Genomic DNA, 15,149 nt, shown 5'->3' on the forward strand with positions numbered 1-15,149 from the left:
GGCCGTCGTCGACCTCGGCCGGACCGCGCGGGCGTCAGGGAGTGACCGCGAACTCCCGCAGGATCGCCGTGGCCAGGTCCTGGTCACCGTCCACCTTCACCCGGTCCACCGCCGCCGTCGCCCGCATACGGCCGCACGCCAGCCGGTGGTACGTCTCCCAGTCCATGGCCAGGGTCACGACGGGCCCCAACGAGGGTGCGCCGTCGACCGTTCCGCGTCCGTCCGCGTCCACCCGGACCGTACGCAGGAACTCGACCGGACCGTGCACATCGAAGACGACCGCCGAGTTCGGCGGTGCGCCGGCGTCCTTGGCGACCGTCTTCGGGAGCGCCTCCAGCAGGCAGTCCCGGGTGATGTAGGCACCGGGGGAGTCCTCGTTGCCCGGCCGGCCGATGGCGGCCCGCAGATCCTGCTCGTGCACCCAGAGGTCGAACGCGCGCATCCGCATGGCGAGTTCGAGGGTCTGCTCGGCGCCCAGCGGCGCGCGGACCACCGCGTCGGGCCCACGGGTCTCGTTGCGCAGCTGGCGGGCGCGCCGGATCATCGTGTACTCGAGCTCGGAGGTCATCTCCGGGGCCGTGTGGTGCCTCCGCACATCGACCTGCATCTCCATGTAGCGCGCGAAGTCGCTCTGCACATGGTAGAGATCACGCGGCAGTGTGTGGATCGGCCGGGGATCGCCGAGCATCTCGCACTCCATGCCGATGACGTGCGAGACCAGGTCACGCACCGACCAGGCGGGGCACGGCGTCGGACGGTTCCACTCACCCTCGACGAGCGGCTGCACCAGCTCGGCTATCGATTCAAGGGAGTGGGTCGAGGCGTCGGCGTAGGTCTGGAGGCTGGGATGGACGGTCACGGGACCCCTCGGCGGTTCTGCGGTACGCGGGCTGGGCTGCTGCTGACTGCTGGGCTGCGTGGGAGGCTCGGCAGTTAAGTTACGCTGCCGAGCGTCACCCCGGCAGTGCTTTCGTGTGACGATCGTAGGCCCGCCCCGAGGGCTCGAATGCCAGGACGGTGGTAGTGTGCGCGCCTCCCTCATCCAGATCGCAGCAGACCCGGACGAATCGGTCAATTCCCGTAGACAGCGTGCGGCTTCGCTCGTTCGTGAGCAGCGCGGCGCGGATCTGGTGGTCCTGCCCGAGTTGTGGCCGGTCGGAGCGTTCGCGTACCAGTCGTTCGAGGACGAGGCCGAGACACCGGCCGGGCCGACGTACGAGGTGATGGCCGAAGCCGCGCGGGACGCGGGTGTCTGGCTGCACGCGGGTTCGATCGTCGAACGCGACCCCGACGGCACGCTCTACAACACCTCCCTCGTCATCTCCCCCGCGGGCGAGCTCGCCGGCACCTACCGCAAGATCCACCGGTTCGGCTTCGACAAGGGCGAGGCGGTGATGATGGGCGCGGGCGCGGACCTGGCGACGGTCGTGCTGCCCGATCTGACGATCGGTCTCGCCACCTGTTACGACCTGCGCTTCCCCGAGCTCTTCCGCGGCCTGGTGGACGCGGGAGCCGGTCTGTTCGTCATTCCCGCGGGCTGGCCCGCCCGCCGCCGCGGCCACTGGACCCTGCTGGCCCGCGCCCGCGCGGTCGAGAACCAGGCGTACGTCCTCGCCTGCGGCACCGCGGGCACCCATGCGGACGTCGAGCAGGCGGGGCACAGCATCGTGGTCGACCCGTGGGGCGAGGTGCTCGCCGAGGCGGGGCCGGACGAGGAGATCCTGACCGTCGACCTCGACCCCGCGAAGGTGGCGGCGACGCGGGACCAGTTCCCGGTGCTGAAGGACCGGCGCCTCGGCGTGGTGACGCCCGACATCCTGCGCTGAGCCCCCCCGCACCCGGACCCTCCGGGGCGGGGCACGGCCGCTCAGTCCTCCTCGCGCTCCTTCTCCGCCATCCGGATCACGCACACGGCCACGGCGATCATCAGCGCGGCGTCCGCGTCCTCCCGGACCACGTTGACGGCGTACGTCTCCCGCACGTGGAACCACTGCCGTGAGATGTGCGCGAGCAGCTCACCCTCGTACTCGACGACGAACTCCCGGTCGAGGATGCGCCCGCTGACATCCAGCTCGGTGCCCTCGGCGAGGGTGACGCGGTAGTGATTGCGCAGGAGCGACAGCCGCTTCCGGCGGATGGTGGCGAGGGTGCTGTCGTCGCGCTCGATGGTCATGGTGTCCCGCAGGCTGATCAGCTTCTTGCGGAGCGTGACCAGGATCATGCCGTTCGGGTCCTTGAGCTCCAGGGTGTCCCGGAGACGCAGCGCCTTGCCGTCGACGAGGAAGGCGTGACGGCCCTGCTCGTCGTCGATCCAGTAGTCGTCGCCGATCGCGAGGATTTTGTCGCGCACGAGATATTTCATGCGGAATGCGTACCCCCGGCGGCGACGGTGGATGGGGGTCCGGGCGCACGTGCACGCGTTCGGGCGCCCGTGCCGGCTCTGTCGGCCGCCGAGGCCGGCGTCCGCCCTGCCGTGGGCCTGCAATCCGCCATTCACACCCAGGTGGCAAGCTTGAACCATGAACGATGCCGCCCCGGCGCCCACCCCCGCGCCCCGCAAGCGTGCCCGCGTCCGTGCCCCTGAACTGGTCGGCAAGGGCGGCTGGCTCAACACCGGTGACAAGCAGTACGCGCTCGCGGACCTCCGCGGAAAGATTGTTCTGCTCGATTTCTGAAAATCAACAACGGGCCACCGAACTCTTCGTCACACTGAGTGTGTGCACCAAGACACAATCTGTGACCTGTACCTCCGCCTGTCTCTTGACCGGGACGGCAAGACCGCAATCGAACGGCAGGAAGCAGACTGCCGTGCCTGGGCTGAACGCCACGGACTGACCGTCCGCAAGGTCCACATAGACAGAGGGCGCTCCGGCTACAAGACCGTTGAGCGCAAGGGCTTCGACGCCGCGCTGGCGGCCGTCACGGCGGGCGTCGTCGGCACGCTGATCGTCTGGAAACTGGATCGCCTGTCCCGCAAGGGCATCGGCCAGGTCGGCAAGGTGCTGGACGACATCGAGAAGGCCGGCGGCCGTCTCGTCTCTGTCGTGGACGGTCTCGACACCTCGAACGACTCGGCACGCATGGTCGTGGCGATGCTCGCCGAACTCGCCCGATCCGAATCGAAGAATCTCGGCACACGCGTCGGCCATGCCAAGCGATACCTACGCAGCAAGGGTCAGTGGATCGGCGGACAGCCTCCGTACGGGCTGCTCATCGACCCGCAGGCCAAGAAGCTCGTCCATGACCCGGAGCACGCCGTCTACGCCCGTCTCATCGCGGATGAAGCGCTTGCCGGAACGTCGCTGGTCAAGATCGCCCGACTTCTCAACGAATACGAGATTCTTTCGCCCAGAGGCGGGCAGTGGAATGCGGCGAGCGTCATGCAGCTCCTGCGCTCCCCAGCCTTCGCCGGCCTGATGCCGGAGACTGAGACCGTCGAGACGGACGACGGCGAGCGGAAGTACACAGGCAGGGTCTTCCCGTACCGCGATCCCGAGACTCTGGACACCGTCGAGATCGGCGAGGGGATCATCACGGTCGGAGAGCGTGAACGGATCATCCGCACCCTGGAATCCAGGACGTTCGTACACGCAGGAAAGCGGCGGCCGAAGCCCGAGGGGACGGCGCTGCTCACGGGCCTCGTCTACTGCGCGGTACCCGGCTGCGGTCGCCGAATGCACCGCGTGGGAGGCAGCTACCAGTGCATGGCTCGCCGCGCGGGCAACCAGTGCATCGGAGCGTCAGCGCTGGCTGAAGCGGTTGACCAGTACGTGACGGAACAGTTCCTCACGAAGCTCCCAGCGCTCGAACCGGACGACCCGTTGCTTGTCGCGATCGCAGACCGCTGGGTCCACCGCGTGGACCCGGAGACCTTCGCGAAACGTGATGCGCTTACTGCTGAGATCCAGGATGAGGAAGCCCGCCTCGCCGATCTGGAGGACGCGCGATACGTGCGCGGTGAGTTCAGTGGCCCCGCAGCCGTGGAGCGCTACAACCGGCTTGCAGAGCGCCTGAGGGGGCGCATCGAAGGGCTTGGCACCGATCTTCGCAAGCTCCCCATGCCGTCCGTGGACGTGTCGCCGATGCTTGACGGCCTCATCCTGCGTGAGGCGTGGGCTGAGGCCACGAACGAAGACCGGCGCGGCCGGTTGTCACTCGCGATAGACCGGGTTGAAGTGACCAAGGGAGTGCGCGGACAGCGGATCATCCCTGAGCAACGCATCCAGATCCATTGGGCGAAGCTGGGTACCGACAGCGTCACCTGAGCACCGGCGTAAACCCTCCAGCTGTCGGCAGCGGACACGCGTGACGAAGTGACGAAGCGACGCTCTCCCTCCGTTACCTCTTATAGAAGTGTTGTTGTTTCTATGAGTGGATCAGAACTAATCGTCATTCCGTCACTTCGTCACCCGGGATGTCCAAAGTTCAGGCGCAGCCCTCACTGCACCCCCGGCCCCAGCTCGGAAAACGCGCCCTGGGTGCGGCTCCGTTTTTGGACTGCCGACGCTTGCGGCCACTGGGAAAGGGCCTCTTTGAGACCCTGGGAACGCCCCCGTTAAGGGGTCATAGGTTGTGCGAAGGGTTGCTGGAGCCTCCGGTGGCTGCCCGTGCTGGGTGGCTGCCGGGGGCTTCGTCGTACCCGCGCCGTGAACCAACAAGCTTGTCCTGACGCCCTCTTGCGCCGGTCAGCCACAGGAGTGAGGCTCGTGCACGTTCGTGCAACCGACTCGACACCTGGAGTGATCGTGAACCTAAGGTTCCTCGGCATCATCCCGAACACGCCGACCGACGAGTCCCCGACCATCTGGCTTGATGAGGAGACCGGTGACCTGCTGATCCAGTCGTACAAAGCGACGTCGGAAGAGGTGAAGGCCTGCCAGGAGATCGGCTCGATCCCCGGGCACTCCACGGACGTGCCGGACCACGAAACGATCATCAGGCTCCCTGCGGTGATGCTGAAGTACATCCCGCGCCCGGACGAGAACGGAGAAGCCGGAAGTGCAGCCACCCGCGCGTAACGCACTGGCCCGCGCGCAGCAGTCGGCCGTGCATCTTGAGTTGCGTGACAGCTACATGCTCGATGACCCGGAGTTCCTTGCCTGGCAGCAGGGCGAACGGCTGGACCCGGCTGATCGGTCGTCGTGGTGGGGCGGCTGGCACGACGCGGTGAGTGCTGCCACGGCGCGCGGAGTGGTGGTCCGCCGGGTCCGCATCGTGTCCGAGCCGATCAGTGACTACGTGCGCTATGAGTACGACTGCACCTTCACCAATCTCGCTGCGGGTGAGATGGTCCGGTGGCTGCCCCGCCGGCAGACGACGGACTTGGCGTTGCCAGGTACGGACTTCTGGGTCTTCGACGGCAGCCAAGCCCTCTTCCACCACTTCACCGGAGAGGGCCAGTTGGACGAAGACGGGCGGGAGTACACCGACGATCCTGCGCGGGTCCAACTGTGCACCACGGCGTTCGAGGCCGTCTGGCAACGCGCCATCCCGCACGAGGAGTACAAGCCGCGCTGACCGGTCACCACCATGGCTGTCTCTCCCTCCTCGAATGCCCAGCAGGCCCGGCAGGCGCTGGCGAACCGACTCGCTGAGCTATGTCGGGACTCCGGTCTGAACGGGCGCGATCTCGCCCGGCTCTGCGGATGGCACCCGTCCAAGTCATCCCGGATCATGAACGCCCGTACGCCTCCTTCCGCCGACGACATCCGGGCTTGGTGCCGTGCGTGCGGGGCCGAAGGGCAGACGGACGATCTGATCGCCTCGCTGCGGACCGTCGAAGACATGTGGATCGGCTGGCGACGCATGGAGCGCGCCGGGCTCAGGCAAGCACAGGAAGCCCGGCTGCCGCTCTTCGAGCGAACCCGCCGGTTCCGCTCCTACTCCTCGTGGTTCGTTCCGGGCCTGATCCAGACCTACGGCTACACGGAAGCCGTCTTGCGTGCCGTGCAGCGGAGACGGGTCGAGGTCGATGACGTGGCCGATGCCGTCGCCGTGCGCATGGAGCGTCAGCGCGTCCTCTACGAGGGTGACCGCCGGTTCGCGTTCCTGGTTGAGGAGTCGGTCTTGCGTAACGGTCTCGGCGGGCCGGACGTGCAGGAGGAACAGCTCAGCCACCTGCTTACGGTCGGCTCCCTGCCCAGCGTCAGCCTGGGCGTGGTGCCCACGCGGACCGATCGGTCCCGGATGCCGGTGGAAGGCTTCTGGATCTTCGACACGGCACAGGTCAACGTCGAGCTGGTCTCCGGCTACCTCACGCTGACCCAGCCTAGCGAGGTTGCCGCGTACGCGGACACATTCACGGAACTGGCCGAGATGGCCGTCCATGGGGCGAAGGCCCGCGCACTCATCACCAGCGCCATTCAGACCCTCGGGTGATGACCGTGCAACCTCATGCAATCTCCTGGGAGTTGCAGCTCCACCGTTCCTAGCGTGGTCGCTACACGGACGACACGAGGAGCGGGGCCGTGAAGACGATCGCGTATGAGCAACCCCCGGTAGAGCTGCCGTTGCGCACAGACCCGGACCCTGCACCGGCGGCCGGCTGCGGAGTCTGCGCCGCTCTGGCCGTCCAGCGTCGGGAAGCCCGTCACCGGGGCGACCACTCCACGGTCAGCGATTGCAACGTGGAGCTTCGGAACCACCCGCACCCTGGGGAATCGGCATGACCGTGAGGGCCGTACTCCGGTACGTCAGCTACGTCATGCACCGCCACCCCTCGGCGGAGACGACGGCCACGGCGCGGTGCCTGAACCCGGACTGCCAGTGGACTGCCGCACCGACCGGGGACGCGGACGTGTGCACGGACATGTGCATCGGGCACACGGGCCGGACCGGGCACATGACCTTCCTGCGCGAGTTCTCGGAAGTCGCCGTGGTCGAGCGTGCCCAGTGAGGGGGTCAGTCACCGACCTGGTGTTCCACGCGGTGGCGGATGTACTCGTCCGGATGCGACCGGGCTATCGCCACTGCCGCGTCCACCAGGTCGTGCAGCTCCGGCGGATAGGCCGACCTCCGGAGCGGCAGGCCCGGCAGGATGCAGCGCCGGACGTCAAGGTGCTCGTTAATCACGAACTCGCGTAGCGCGGTTTCGTACCACTCGGCCACCACGGTCGGGGCGTCGTCGGGCTCCGCCGGACCGGTGCCTGCGGGGTGCTCCGCCCGTACGGTGGGCATACGCAGGGGTAGAGCCGACCAGTACCAGGCATTCGCCGCGCCCGCCCGCTCGACGTCCGTGCCCGCCCGCAGGTATCCGAGCAACGAGGCTTGGACCCGCCCGCGCCCGAACGCGTTCAGCGCCGGTTCGAGGAAATGGCGGTTGAAGCTCGGGTCGGGGTCGTAGACGGCTGCCTTGATCAGCGTCTCGAAGGACTCCTCGGAAAGGATCAGGTCCCGGCGGCAGGCCTTGTACAGCGCCGTCCGAGCTTGGTTCACCCAAGTTCGTGGATCGCCGGGCTGCGGCTTGTGAACGACATCGAGCCCGAGGACCCGGACGACCTCCGCCACGCATCCGGCGAACACCTCCCTACGGCCCTCCACCGGCCCCGGCAGCGCCATGAACCCCTGCACCGTCCGCGCCGTCTCGCCGGCAGTCGTCTCGCCCTCGTCCGTAGCCAACCTTCGCTCCCCTGTCGTAGGTCCTGCCGTACGCGTGTGATCCGACGTTCATACCAGGATGGCAAGCTTGAAGGATGAACGATGCTGCCCCGGCGCCCACCCCCGCGCCCGCACCCCGTCGCGCCCGTGTCCGTGCCCCCGAGCTGATCGGCAAGGGCGGCTGGCTCAATACCGGCGGCAAAGAGCTCACCCTCGCCGATCTGCGAGGTAAGTGCGTTGTTGTGGATTTCTGGACGTTTTGCTGCATCAACTGCCTCCACGTCCTCGACGAACTCCGCGATCTCGAGGAGAAGCACCGCGACACCGTCGTGATCATCGGCGTCCACTCGCCCAAGTTCGTCCACGAGGCCGAGCACCAGGCCGTCGTCGACGCCGTCGAGCGGTACCAGGTGCACCACCCCGTCCTGGACGATCCCGAGCTCGCCACCTGGAAGCAGTACGCCGTCCGCGCCTGGCCCACGCTCGTCGTGATCGACCCCGAGGGGTACGTCGTCGCGCAGCACGCCGGTGAGGGGCACGCACACGCCATCGCCAGGCTCGTCGAGGAGTTGGAGGCCGAGCACGAGGCCAAGGGGACGCTGCGGCGTGGGGACGGGCCCTATGTGGCGCCCGAGCCCGTCGCCACCGATCTGCGCTTCCCCGGCAAGGCCGTGCTGCTGCCGTCCGGGAACCTCCTCGTGTCCGACTCCACCCGCGATCAGCTCGTCGAGCTGGAGCCCGACGGGGAGAGCGTCGTACGGCGGATCGGGGACGGGATCCTCAATGAGCCGCAGGGGCTCGCTCTGCTGCCCGACGGGCGGGTCGCCGTCGCGGACACCGTGAACCACACCGTCCGTGCGTACGACCCGGAGACCGGCGCGTTCGAGACGCTCGCCGGGACCGGCCGGCAGTGGTGGCAGGGGTCGCCCACCAGCGGTCCCGCGCTCGATGTGGCGCTGTCCTCGCCGTGGGACGTGGCCTGGTGGGGCGGGAAGCTGTGGATCGCCATGGCGGGCGTCCACCAGCTGTGGACGTACGACCCGGAGACCGGGACCGTCGAGGCCGCGGCCGGCACCACCAACGAAGGGCTCGTCGACGGGCCCGCCGCCGAGGCCTGGTTCGCGCAGCCGTCCGGACTCGCCGCCACCGAGGAGCGGCTGTGGATCGCCGACTCCGAGACGTCCGCCCTGCGCTGGATCGATCCGGATCTCGTGGTGCACACGGCCGTCGGCACGGGACTGTTCGACTTCGGGCACCGGGACGGGCCGGCCGACCAGGCCCTCCTCCAGCACCCGTTGGGGGTCACCGCCCTGCCGGACGGGTCGGTCGCCGTGAGCGACACGTACAACCACGCGCTGCGCCGCTACGACCCGGTGAGCGGCGAGGTCAGCACGCTGGCCACCGATCTGCGGGAGCCGTCCGGGGCCGTTCTCGTCGGTGACGACATCGTCGTGGTGGAGTCGGCCCGGCACCGGCTGACCCGGCTGCGGCTGCCGGACGAGGCGGTACGGGTCGAGGCCGTCGCGCACCGGACACAGCGTGCGGCGACCGAGGTCGCCGGCGGCACGCTGCGACTGGACGTGGTCTTCCAGGCCCCGGCCGGCCAGAAGCTCGACACCCGCTACGGACCCTCCACCCGGCTGCTCGTCTCCTCGACGCCGCCCGAGCTCCTGGTGGCCGGCGAGGGCGCCGGGACGGATCTGTCGCGGGAGCTGGAGATCGATCCGGCGGTGGGCGAGGGCGTGCTGCACATCTCGGCGATGGCGGCGTCCTGCGACGACGATCCGGAGAACGAGTACCCCGCCTGCCATGTGCATCAGCAGGACTGGGGCGTCCCGGTGAAGGTGACGGCGGACGGGGCGGCCCGGCTGCCGCTGGTCCTCGCCGGGATGGACGAGGGCCGCCAGTAGCCCTTCGGGCACGGGAGGTGCCCCCACGCCGCGTTGGCCACAAGCCTTGGCAGCTCCGCTACAAGGCTTCCGGCCGTCTTGCGACAGCACGCACCGGACGCTCCTCCTACGCCCTGCGGGCGTGGAGGGAGGGACTCCCAGTCCTTGACGGGCAGACATTGCCGGTCGAGGCACTGGCCCCGGACAGCGCCCGGCCCTGGTGGGGCTAGTGGAACAGGCCCTGCCGGGAGGCCGGTCGGCCGGCCGCGCCGTCCAGGCAGCCCGCCACCCACAGGCCCGGATCGTAGGAGGCCTTGCGTCCGCCCCAGCCCTCGGCGTGCAGCCGTGAGCACCCGCCGGCCAGGAGGTCCTTCACCTCCTGGCCGGTGCGGTCGTACTGCCGGACGCGGTTGCCCTGGAGGAAGCCGGACTCGTACGCCACGTCCTTCGCCCATGGCGGCCGGTCGTGGTGCCGGTCGACGAGCCCCCAGGCGGTGGCGGCCAGGACGGCGGCCGCCGAGGCGGCGGCGAGCAGCAGCGTGCGGCGCGAGGGGCCGGTGTGGTGGACGGCGACCGTGTCATGACCGAGCAGAACCATGGGCACCACGGTGCCGTCCCGGGGCTTTCCCGGATGTTTCCGTGCTCGCCGAACGCGCCTGAGCAGCGCGGGAGTTCAGCCCTCCAGGAACGACGCGATCGCGTTCGCGAGCAGATAGGGGTCGTCGGAGCCGCACAGTTCCCGCGCGCTGTGCATGGACAGGATCGCCACACCGACGTCGATGGTCTGGATGCCGTGCCGGGCCGCCGTGATGGGGCCGATCGTGGTGCCGCAGGGCATCGCGTTGTTGGACACGAACGTCTGCCACGGCACGCCGGCCTTCTCGCAGGCCGCGGCGAACACCGCGCGGCCGCTGCCGTCGGTGGCGTAGCGCTGGTTGACGTTGACCTTGAGGATGGGGCCCCCGTTGGCGCGCGGGTGGTGCGTGGGGTCGTGGCGCTCCGCGTAGTTGGGGTGCACGGCGTGGCCGGTGTCGGAGGACAGGCACACGGTGCCGGCGAAGGCGCGGGCCTTGTCCTCGTAGCTGCCGCCGCGGGCGAAGACCGAGCGTTCCAGAACCGTGCCGAGCAGGGGGCCGTCGGCGCCGGTGTCGGACTGGGAGCCGTTCTCCTCGTGGTCGAAGGCGGCGAGCACGGGGATGTACGGCAGGCCGGTCGACGTGGAGACGGCGGCGAGTGCGGCGGTGGCCGCGTGCACGGACAGCAGGTTGTCCATGCGCGGTCCGGCGAGCAGTTCACGGTCGCGGCCGAGGTAGGCGGGCTGCTCCACGGAGTGCGCCATGAGGTCCCAGCCGGTGACGTCGCCCTCGGTAAGGCCGCTCTCCTCTTCGAGGAAGGAGATGAGGTCGCCCTCGTGGACGTCGCCGAGGCCCCAGATCGGCTGCATGTGCCGCTGCTTGTCGAGCTTGAGGCCGTCGGTGTGCACGGAGCGGTCGAGGTGGATCGCCAGCTGCGGCACGCGCAGCAGCGGCCGGTCGATGTTCACCAGGCGGTGGGAGCCGTCGCGCAGGCTCAACCGGCCGGCGAGTCCGAGGTCGCGGTCGAGCCAGCTGTTGAGGAGCGGGCCGCCGTAGATCTCGACCGCGACCTGCCGCCAGCCGTGCGCACCGGTGTCGGGCAGCGGCTTGACGCGCAGGTTCGGGGAGTCGGTGTGGGCGCCGACGATCCGGAAGGGGGTGTGCGCGGTCGCTCCCTCCGGCACGAACCAGGCGATGATCGCGCCGCCGCGGAGCACGAACCGGCCACCGGTGGTCCCGTCCCAGGCGTCGGTCTCCCGCACCTGGCGGAAGCCGGCCTTCTCCAGCCGTTCGGCCGCGGTCGCCACCGCGTGGTACGGCGTCGGCGAGGCCGTCAGGAAGGACATGAGGTCGTCGGTGTGTCCGCGGTCGAAGCGGGCGGGGGCGCTGCTGCTCATGGAGCCACCATAACGAGGGGCCCGCGGCGGGCGGAAAGAGGAAAGCGGCCCGCCCCCGGAGGGAGCGGGCCGCACGAAGCGTGGTCGGTCAGAAGGACGCCTCGTCAAGGTCCATCAGCGAGAGGTCAACGGTCTCCGCGAGGGCGCGCTCGGAGGAGACGCCCGGCAGGATGTTGGCGGCGAAGAACTTCGCGGCCGCGATCTTGCCGCGGTAGAACGCCACGTCCTTGGCCGACGCGGTCTCCAGCTTCTCGGCGGCGACGGCCGCGCCGCGCAGCAGCAGGTAGCCGACGACGACATCGCCGGAGGCCATCAGCAGACGCGTGGTGTTGAGGCCGACCTTGTAGATGTTCTTGACGTCCTCGCCGGTGGCGATGAGGTCGTTCGTCATGGTGCCGACGATCGCCTCGAGGTCCACCGCCGCCTTGGCGAGCGCGTCGCGGGCCGGGGCCAGCTCGTCGCCGCCGGTGCCGACCGCGAGGAACTTCTTGATCTCCTCGGAGAGGGCGTTCAGCGCCTGGCCCTGGTCGCGGACGATCTTCCGGAAGAAGTAGTCCTGGCCCTGGATGGCGGTGGTGCCCTCGTAGAGGGTGTCGATCTTGGCGTCCCGGATGTACTGCTCGACCGGGTACTCCTGGAGGTAGCCGGAGCCGCCGAAGGTCTGGAGCGACTGGGCGAGCTGCTCGTAGGACTTCTCGGAGCCGTAGCCCTTGACGATCGGCAGCAGCAGGTCGTTGAGGGCGACGAGGGCGGCGGTGTCCTCGCCCTCGGTCTCCTTGGCGGCGATCTCGTCCTGGATGGACGCCGTGTAGAGGACCATGGCGCGCATGCCCTCGGCGTACGCCTTCTGCGTCATCAGCGAGCGGCGCACGTCGGGGTGGTGCGTGATGGTGACCTTGGGCGCGGTCTTGTCCGCGAAGTTCACCAGGTCCTGGCCCTGGACGCGCTCCTTGGCGTACTCCAGCGCGTTCAGGTAGCCGGTGGAGAGGGTGGCGATGGCCTTCGTGCCGACCATCATCCGGGCGAACTCGATGATCATGAACATCTGGCGGATGCCGTCGTGCTTGTCGCCGATCAGCCAGCCCTTGGCGGGGTGCTGGTCGCCGAACGTGATCTCGCACGTGTTGGACGCCTTGAGGCCCATCTTGTGCTCGACGTTCGTGGCGTACACGCCGTTGCGCTCGCCCAGCTCGCCGGTCTCCCAGTCGAAGTGGAACTTCGGGACCAGGAAGAGGGACAGGCCCTTGGTGCCCGGTCCGGCGCCCTCGGGGCGGGCCAGCACGTAGTGGAGGATGTTCTCCTCCATGTCGTGCTCACCGGAGGTGATGAAGCGCTTCACGCCCTCGATGTGCCAGGAGCCGTCCTCCTGCTCGACGGCCTTGGTGCGGCCGGCGCCCACGTCCGAGCCGGCGTCCGGCTCGGTGAGGACCATGGTGGATCCCCAGCGCTTCTCGACGGCGATCTCGGCGACCTTCTTCTGCGCCTCGTTGCCCTCGGTGAAGAGGATGCCGGCGAAGGCCGGGCCCGAGGAGTACATCCATATGGCCGGGTTGGAGCCCAGCAGCAGCTCGGCGTACGACCAGATCAGGGAGCGGGGCGCGGTGGTGCCGCCGATCTCCTCGGGCAGGCCCAGGCGCCAGTACTCGGAGTCCATGAAGGCCTGGTAGCTCTTCTTGAAGGACGCCGGTACGGGCGCGGTGTTGGTCTCGGGGTCGAAAACCGGGGGGTTGCGGTCGGCGTCCGCGAAGGACTCCGCCAGCTCGTTCTCGGCGAGCCGGGCAACCTCCTCCAGGATGCTCTTGGCGGTGTCGACGTCCATCTCCGCGAACGGACCCGTGCCGTACAGCTTGTCGCGCCCGAGGACCTCGAAGAGGTTGAACTCGATGTCGCGGAGATTCGACTTGTAGTGCCCCATGGCGACGGCTCCGTAAGGATCGGGAGAAGGGCCGGACAGCGGACTTCTCGTCCACGTACCAGTAAGTAGCTACGATGATGCTACCCGTCGGTAATAAGATGCAACCCCTCTTGGGTGAACTGTGACTCGTTACTCTTGCGGGCATGTACGGCTATGACCAGAACCCGGGCGCTCAACAGCAGTACGCCCCCCAGCAGCCATACGGGGGACAGCCGCACGGGCAGCCGCTGTATCCCGAGCCGTCGCCGCCGTCCCTCGCCGACGCCGTACGGGCCTTCACCACGGCTTCTCTGTCCGCGGAGGACTTCCAGCAGATCTTCGCGACCTCCAAGGTCTACTGCCCGCGGGGCGACAACCCGGGGTTCCTGGCGCTGCACAACACCCAGCAGCCGGTCATTCCGATGTTCACCTCCCTCAAGGAGCTGCGCCGGTACGCGGGCAAGGAGTCCAAGTACTTCGTGATCACCGGCGCCGAGGTCATCGACCTGCTGCCGACGGGGTACGGCTTCGTCCTCGACATGGAGGGCGAGCACCGTATGGTCTTCGACTCGAAGGCCGTCGAGCAGATGGTCGACTTCGCGATGCGGCGGATGTACGGCTGACGATGCCGCTCAGCGGGCGCCCGGGAGGAATACCTCCCGGGCGTTTCTGGTTCCGGGTGGCAAGAAGTTCAGCATTCAACTAAAGTGGTCGTACAAGGAGGTCCTCCCATGCCTGCAGTGACTGTCGAGAACCCGCTCACCCTGCCGCGCGTGTCCGCACCCGCGGACGCCGTGCCGCGGCCCGTCCTCGCGGTGACCACCGCGCCCACTGGCTTCGAGGGGGAGGGTTTTCCGGTGCGCCGCGCGTTCGCCGGGATCAACTACCGCTACCTCGACCCGTTCATCATGATGGACCAGATGGGCGAGGTGGACTACGCGCCGGGCGAGCCCAAGGGAACGCCCTGGCACCCGCACCGCGGCTTCGAGACCGTCACCTATCTGATCGACGGAACGTTCATCCACCAGGACAGCAACGGCGGCGGCGGAACCATCCAGGACGGCGACACCCAGTGGATGACCGCGGGCTCCGGCCTGCTGCACATCGAGGCGCCGCCGGAGTCGCTCGTCATGTCCGGCGGGCTCTTCCACGGGCTCCAGCTCTGGGTGAACCTGCCGGCGGCCGACAAGATGATGGACCCCCGCTACCAGGACATCCGCGGCGGCCAGGTCCAGCTGCTCAGCACGCCCGACGGCGGTGCGCTGCTGCGCGTCATCGCGGGTGAGCTCGACGGTCACGAGGGTCCCGGCATCACGCACACGCCGATCACGATGATCCACGCGACGCTGCGTCCCGGCGCGCAGCTCACGCTGCCGTGGCGCGAGGAGTTCAACGGTCTCGCCTACGTCCTGGCCGGACGCGGCTCGGTCGGCACCGACCGCCGGCCGGTCCGCACCGGGCAGACCGCGGTCTTCGGCGACGGCGGTTCGCTGACCGTGCGCGCGGACGAGACCCAGGACTCGAACACCCCGGACCTCGAGATCGTGCTGCTGGGCGGCCGTCCGATCCGCGAGCCCATGGCGCACTACGGACCCTTCGTGATGAACACGCAGGCCGAACTCCAGCAGGCCGTCGAGGACTTCCAGAAGGGCCGCCTCGGCACCGTCCCGGCCGTCCACGGGATGTGAGGGTGATCCTCCGGACCCCGCCGAGTGGTGTGCGCTTCCCGCACGCCGCCCGGCGGGGTCCGTGCCGTTCCGGCTCACGGCGACCGCCACCTGATGGGGCGTCACCCGCC

The 15,149-nt window shown here is 68.8% G+C and carries 16 protein-coding genes; 10 read left to right on the forward strand and 6 right to left on the reverse strand.

Going from position 1 to position 15,149, the window contains the following annotated elements; translation table 11 throughout:
* Positions 1–34: 34 nt before the first annotated feature.
* Positions 35–859 carry a maleylpyruvate isomerase family mycothiol-dependent enzyme gene (locus ACFWU3_RS04630; protein ID WP_384431081.1) on the reverse strand — a complete coding sequence of 275 codons (825 nt, stop codon included), beginning with the start codon at positions 857–859 and terminating at the stop codon, positions 35–37.
* Between the two features lie 166 nt (positions 860–1,025).
* Between ACFWU3_RS04630 and ACFWU3_RS04635 the strand changes: the two genes are divergently transcribed.
* A complete protein-coding gene (locus ACFWU3_RS04635; protein ID WP_384431084.1) occupies positions 1,026–1,826 on the forward strand; it encodes a carbon-nitrogen family hydrolase in 801 nt (266 codons plus the stop codon).
* A gap of 41 nt (positions 1,827–1,867) precedes the next feature.
* On the opposite strand, the gene ACFWU3_RS04640 is transcribed toward ACFWU3_RS04635, so the two are convergent.
* Positions 1,868–2,362: an LURP-one-related/scramblase family protein gene (locus ACFWU3_RS04640; protein ID WP_384431087.1), complete on the reverse strand. Its 495-nt coding sequence runs from the start codon at positions 2,360–2,362 to the stop codon at positions 1,868–1,870.
* Positions 2,363–2,519: 157 nt separating this feature from the next.
* Between ACFWU3_RS04640 and ACFWU3_RS04645 the strand changes: the two genes are divergently transcribed.
* The 6 genes from ACFWU3_RS04645 to ACFWU3_RS04670 all read left to right on the forward strand — a co-directional run bounded on the left by ACFWU3_RS04645 (position 2,520) and on the right by ACFWU3_RS04670 (position 6,895).
* A complete protein-coding gene (locus ACFWU3_RS04645) occupies positions 2,520–2,675 on the forward strand; it encodes a hypothetical protein (protein WP_384431729.1) in 156 nt (51 codons plus the stop codon).
* Between the two features lie 42 nt (positions 2,676–2,717).
* A complete protein-coding gene (locus tag ACFWU3_RS04650; protein WP_384431089.1) occupies positions 2,718–4,265 on the forward strand; it encodes a recombinase family protein in 1,548 nt (515 codons plus the stop codon).
* Between the two features lie 480 nt (positions 4,266–4,745).
* Complete coding sequence (locus tag ACFWU3_RS04655; RefSeq protein WP_326475721.1) at positions 4,746–5,018, forward strand: hypothetical protein; 273 nt, start codon at positions 4,746–4,748, stop codon at positions 5,016–5,018.
* Positions 4,999–5,517, forward strand: a complete 519-nt coding sequence (locus ACFWU3_RS04660; protein ID WP_384431092.1) for a DUF6879 family protein — start codon at positions 4,999–5,001, stop codon at positions 5,515–5,517. Before ACFWU3_RS04655 ends, ACFWU3_RS04660 begins: the two co-directional genes overlap by 20 nt.
* Positions 5,518–5,529: 12 nt before the next feature.
* Positions 5,530–6,378 carry a helix-turn-helix domain-containing protein gene (locus ACFWU3_RS04665; RefSeq protein WP_384431095.1) on the forward strand — a complete coding sequence of 283 codons (849 nt, stop codon included), beginning with the start codon at positions 5,530–5,532 and terminating at the stop codon, positions 6,376–6,378.
* 286 nt (positions 6,379–6,664) lie between these two features.
* Positions 6,665–6,895, forward strand: coding sequence for a hypothetical protein (locus tag ACFWU3_RS04670; protein ID WP_384431099.1), 231 nt, complete (start codon positions 6,665–6,667; stop codon positions 6,893–6,895).
* A gap of 5 nt (positions 6,896–6,900) precedes the next feature.
* On the opposite strand, the gene ACFWU3_RS04675 is transcribed toward ACFWU3_RS04670, so the two are convergent.
* On the reverse strand, positions 6,901–7,617 hold the full coding sequence (locus ACFWU3_RS04675; RefSeq protein ID WP_384431101.1) for a hypothetical protein: 717 nt from the start codon (positions 7,615–7,617) through the stop codon (positions 6,901–6,903).
* Positions 7,618–7,691: 74 nt separating this feature from the next.
* On the opposite strand from ACFWU3_RS04675, the gene ACFWU3_RS04680 reads away from it, so the two are divergent.
* Positions 7,692–9,506, forward strand: coding sequence for an NHL domain-containing thioredoxin family protein (locus ACFWU3_RS04680; protein ID WP_384431104.1), 1,815 nt, complete (start codon positions 7,692–7,694; stop codon positions 9,504–9,506).
* A 205-nt stretch (positions 9,507–9,711) separates the two neighbouring features.
* On the opposite strand, the gene ACFWU3_RS04685 is transcribed toward ACFWU3_RS04680, so the two are convergent.
* From ACFWU3_RS04685 to ACFWU3_RS04695, 3 genes are all read right to left on the reverse strand, one after another.
* On the reverse strand, positions 9,712–10,083 hold the full coding sequence (locus tag ACFWU3_RS04685; protein WP_384431107.1) for a hypothetical protein: 372 nt from the start codon (positions 10,081–10,083) through the stop codon (positions 9,712–9,714).
* Positions 10,084–10,158: 75 nt separating this feature from the next.
* A complete protein-coding gene (locus tag ACFWU3_RS04690) occupies positions 10,159–11,457 on the reverse strand; it encodes a M18 family aminopeptidase (protein ID WP_384431109.1) in 1,299 nt (432 codons plus the stop codon).
* A gap of 88 nt (positions 11,458–11,545) precedes the next feature.
* On the reverse strand, positions 11,546–13,372 hold the full coding sequence (locus tag ACFWU3_RS04695; RefSeq protein ID WP_384431112.1) for an acyl-CoA dehydrogenase: 1,827 nt from the start codon (positions 13,370–13,372) through the stop codon (positions 11,546–11,548).
* Between the two features lie 143 nt (positions 13,373–13,515).
* Here ACFWU3_RS04695 and ACFWU3_RS04700 point away from each other — a divergent pair, with 143 nt between their 5' ends.
* A complete protein-coding gene (locus tag ACFWU3_RS04700; protein WP_384431115.1) occupies positions 13,516–13,974 on the forward strand; it encodes an SseB family protein in 459 nt (152 codons plus the stop codon).
* A 108-nt stretch (positions 13,975–14,082) separates the two neighbouring features.
* Complete coding sequence (locus tag ACFWU3_RS04705; protein ID WP_384431118.1) at positions 14,083–15,039, forward strand: pirin family protein; 957 nt, start codon at positions 14,083–14,085, stop codon at positions 15,037–15,039.
* Positions 15,040–15,149: the final 110 nt, after the last annotated feature.

It is taken from the genome of Streptomyces sp. NPDC058685, from assembly GCF_042714725.1.
Lineage (GTDB): Bacteria > Actinomycetota > Actinomycetes > Streptomycetales > Streptomycetaceae > Streptomyces.